Here is a 3,545-nt window from a genome sequence, read left to right as displayed (position 1 = left end):
ACCGCGAGAACCAGCGCGTCCACCACCACCGCCACCAGGACGAATACACCCTCAGCGCTTGATCGAATCAGTCACTACGGAAGAGCTACACCCAAGCGAGATTCGCACCCGAAGACCGGGCTTTTCTGTCCGCTCTCCTGACCCCGCTGCCCCGCGAGGTTCTCTACCGGCTGCGACTCCTCGTCCGCCCGGACACCGTGCTGCGCTGGCACCGCGAGCTGATGAAACGGCGCCATGCCCGTACCTGCCGGCCGAAGCGGCCCGGGCGCCCACCCACGGTCCGCTCCATCCGCGCCCTCATTCTGCGCCTGGTCCGGGAGAACCCGGGCTGGGGCTATCGGCGCGTTCACGGAGAGCTCACCACGCTGGGCGTCAAGGTCGCACCATCCACGGTCTGGGAGATCCTCAAGCAAGAGGGGCCCGATCCGGCGCCTGAGCGAGCCTCCACCACCTGGGCGGACTTCCTGCGTTCGCAAGCCAATGCCCTGCTGGCCTGCGACTTCCTCGAGACCATCACCCTGAACGGACAGCGCCAGTACATCCTGGCCGTCATCGAGCACACCACCATGCGCATTCGGGTGCCCGGCACTACCGCGCACCCGAGCGCCGACTGGGTCACCCAGGCGATCAGGAACCTGGTGATGGACCTGGACGATGCGGGCTGCCGGGCACGCTATCTGATCCGAGACAGGGATGGGAAGTTCCCCGCCCTCATGGATGAGATCCTCGCTGAAGCCGGCATCAAGAGCGTGCTCACCGGCATCCGAATGCCGCGCATGAACTCCATCATGGAGCGGTGGGTGCAGTCGTGCCGTCACGAGCTCCTCGACCGCTGCCTCGTATGGAACGAACACCACCTACGGCACGCCCTACGCGAGTACGAACACTTCTACAACCACCATCGAGCACACCAAGCCCTGGACCAAGCAGCGCCGCTGCGTACCGTCCCCGATCCGATCACAGATCCAGAGCGAATCACCGACCTAAAGATACGCCGACGAGCCCGGCTTGGCGGTGTCCTCCACGAATACTCACATGCCGCTTGACCTGCATGGATCGAATTTTCGGCAGGCGCAGTGTTCGCGGCACGGGCGGCCTTGCCTCGCTCGACTTGCCCTGTGGTGAGGTGCCGCGTTTTAGGGGGCGACGCTGAAGGTGAGCTCCTCCGCGTGGGACCCAACCACAGGCAAGGCTTGGGGAACGTCAGTAGAGGCACCCGAAATGTCGGGGCTCTCCGTTAGCGTAGCGTCGCAGGAAAGTGACGAAGGGCTGAGAGACATGACAGCGGACGACGACGGGGTTGATCACGCCGCAGGTATCTTCAACCCGCGCCTAAGCGACGTCTTCGGCCTGGTGATTCGGCAAGATGAAGTGGACTTTGTGGTCCCTCACCTGCGCGAGGACCTCCCGCTCTACCTAGACCCATTCCTGCTCTGGAAGTCCGGCGATCCGGAGTACCGGCGGCTTCACACCGACCTGCTCCGCTTCGTGGACGAAGTTCGCAAGCACGCCGTCGAGGGGCGGGCTATCCGAGCCGGGATGCTTCTCTCAGAGGTCAGTGAACCGGTCGAACTTGGGTTGGGCTACGCCGAAGGGACCAAGCGGGGCTCAGCGCTCGGTTCCGGCACCATCGACGGCATCATTCGCACGTTCCGGCAGGTCCCGCAGCTCCAAACCGCTGGCCTGGACCACCTGGAGGTCCTTTCGCTGCTCGTGCCTGGTATCGCCGAGGACCGCATCAGCGATCTGACCGCGTCTGTCATCAAACGCTGGCTCAGCGAGTTCACCGAGCGCCGCTGCGGTGACTGGGGTATCCCGACAGCGCGCCATCGCCTCTTGAGCTGGGACGCCGCAGCGCTCGATTGGCGACCGTTCGACGCTAGTCTGCCGTGCAACCCCAACGACGGCTCGCCCATCCTTCTCGCGCCACTGAATCTGCTCCGCAGGCTGCCTTGGATCAACTACGGCGACTACTATCGCACCGCCTACGCGCCGCTGGTTCTACCTCCGGGCCGCGCGGGAAGAGTGGCCAAGCAGGACGTACTCACCTACAATCGCGCGCACTACGACACCATCCGCAGTTACGTAGCGGAGCGGGAAGCCGCGGCCGACGTGTGCACCCCAGATCCGCTCTTCACGCCGCTCAGACTTGCAACGGTCAAGAAGAAGGTCTCCGAGATCAAGGCGTTGCCGACCGGCCGCGACAACGGAGCGGACAAGAAGTTCGAGGAACTCGCGTTCGACGTCCTATCCTCCGTGCTCTACCCCGAACTCGACCTAGCCGGCCAGCAGGAACGAACGATCAGCAACGTCCACATCCGAGACGTCATCTTCCACAACGACGGCAAGACACCGTTCTTGACCGACCTCCGTGACCAGTACGGCGCCCGCCAGCTTGTCTTCGAGCTCAAGAATGTCGCCGCGGTCGAGACGGAGCACGTCAATCAGGTCTACCGCTACCTCGACGACGAGGATATGGGCCGCCTCGGCGTAATCGTCGCGCGCAACCCCCCAAAAACCAGCGTCCAGCGCAACATCGTCGACTTGCACTCGTCCAAGCGCTGTGCGGTCCTGTGCCTGGACGACTCAGATCTCGACCTCATGGTCGCCCTACTCGACTCCGGACGGCGCGCCATCGAGGCTTTGCGCAAGAAGCACGTCGAGTTCACCCGCCTGCTTCCGAAATAGGAGAACACATGCCCCGGCGCGCCAAGCCAAACGATAGCGCCTCGCCGTCCCCAACCGACGAGCAAGCAGCGACCTATGACCGGCTTGTCCCAATGCTGGAGGCCGCCCACCGCGAGATGACCGAGCTGTCCAAGAAGAAACAGGACGGCATCGTCAACAACCTCAAGATCAAGATGCTTAACCGTCTCCTCGGTGAGCTCAGCAAGGTCATCGAGAACGACCCCAGCTATGCCTTCGTTGACATGCTCGATGAGGAAACGCTTCCACAGAATAGCGACGCGGTCCTCGTACTCAGTCAATGGCAAGCAGCCCTCAAACAGTACAGGGTCCGCCACCACGGCTACGACCGATCAACTCACGCCGAACGATGGGTCACCGTAGAAAACCCCCTAGTCAACGACCACTAACATCCGTATCGGAATGCACGTCCCATCACGTTCGAGGGCCTCTACGAGCTTGTAACCCGTAGTGTGTAAAGCTGATCTTGCTGCTGGTCTTGGTTGCTTTACCTGATGCGGCCTGGGTATGCCTCGGCCAATTCGTTGAGGGCCTCGGTCCAGCCGTAGGTTTTGGCGCCTTCGACGAGGCGGCCAGGGTAGCCGCTGCGGGCGCTCTGGTCGGCGTTGTTGGCGGCGCGTTCCCGGGCTCGCTTGTCCTCGATGTTGATGATGGCCAGCCACAGGAGCTTGACGACGGCGTCGTCGGTCGGGAAGTGCCCGCGGGCCTTGGTGACCTTGCGCAGCTGGTAGTTCAGCGACTCGATGGTGTTGGTGGTGTAGAGCAGTTTGCGGACGCCGGGGCTGAAGGCCAGGAACGGGATCACCCGGTCCCAGGCGTTCTCCCAGACCGTCACCGTC

The 3,545-nt window shown here is 63.1% G+C and carries 4 protein-coding genes; 3 read left to right on the top strand and 1 reads right to left on the bottom strand.

What is annotated here, in order from left to right; genetic code table 11:
* Positions 1 to 197: 197 nt before the first annotated feature.
* The 3 genes from C4V41_RS60460 (at position 198) to C4V41_RS60450 (ending at position 3,095) form a co-directional block, all read left to right on the top strand.
* On the top strand, positions 198 to 1,046 hold the full coding sequence (locus C4V41_RS60460; protein WP_200825060.1) for an integrase core domain-containing protein: 849 nt from the start codon (positions 198 to 200) through the stop codon (positions 1,044 to 1,046).
* Positions 1,047 to 1,278: 232 nt separating this feature from the next.
* Complete coding sequence (locus tag C4V41_RS60455; RefSeq protein ID WP_103965010.1) at positions 1,279 to 2,688, top strand: hypothetical protein; 1,410 nt, start codon at positions 1,279 to 1,281, stop codon at positions 2,686 to 2,688.
* A gap of 8 nt (positions 2,689 to 2,696) precedes the next feature.
* Positions 2,697 to 3,095: a hypothetical protein gene (locus tag C4V41_RS60450; protein WP_146104312.1), complete on the top strand. Its 399-nt coding sequence runs from the start codon at positions 2,697 to 2,699 to the stop codon at positions 3,093 to 3,095.
* Positions 3,096 to 3,193: 98 nt separating this feature from the next.
* On the opposite strand, the gene C4V41_RS60445 is transcribed toward C4V41_RS60450, so the two are convergent.
* On the bottom strand, positions 3,194 to 3,545 hold a 352-nt coding region (locus C4V41_RS60445), incomplete at its 5' end, for a transposase (RefSeq protein ID WP_146104311.1).

Source organism: Nonomuraea solani (assembly GCF_900108335.1).
Lineage (GTDB): Bacteria > Actinomycetota > Actinomycetes > Streptosporangiales > Streptosporangiaceae > Nonomuraea > Nonomuraea solani.
This window is presented reverse-complemented; position numbering and strand designations above follow the sequence as displayed.

Bases quoted from the DNA above. Each gene is read 5' to 3' on its own strand.
- C4V41_RS60455 (WP_103965010.1), top strand. From the start codon at position 1,279: ATGACAGCGGACGACGACGGGGTTGATCACGCCGCAGGTATCTTCAAC.
- C4V41_RS60450 (WP_146104312.1), top strand. From the start codon at position 2,697: ATGCCCCGGCGCGCCAAGCCAAACGATAGCGCCTCGCCGTCCCCAACC.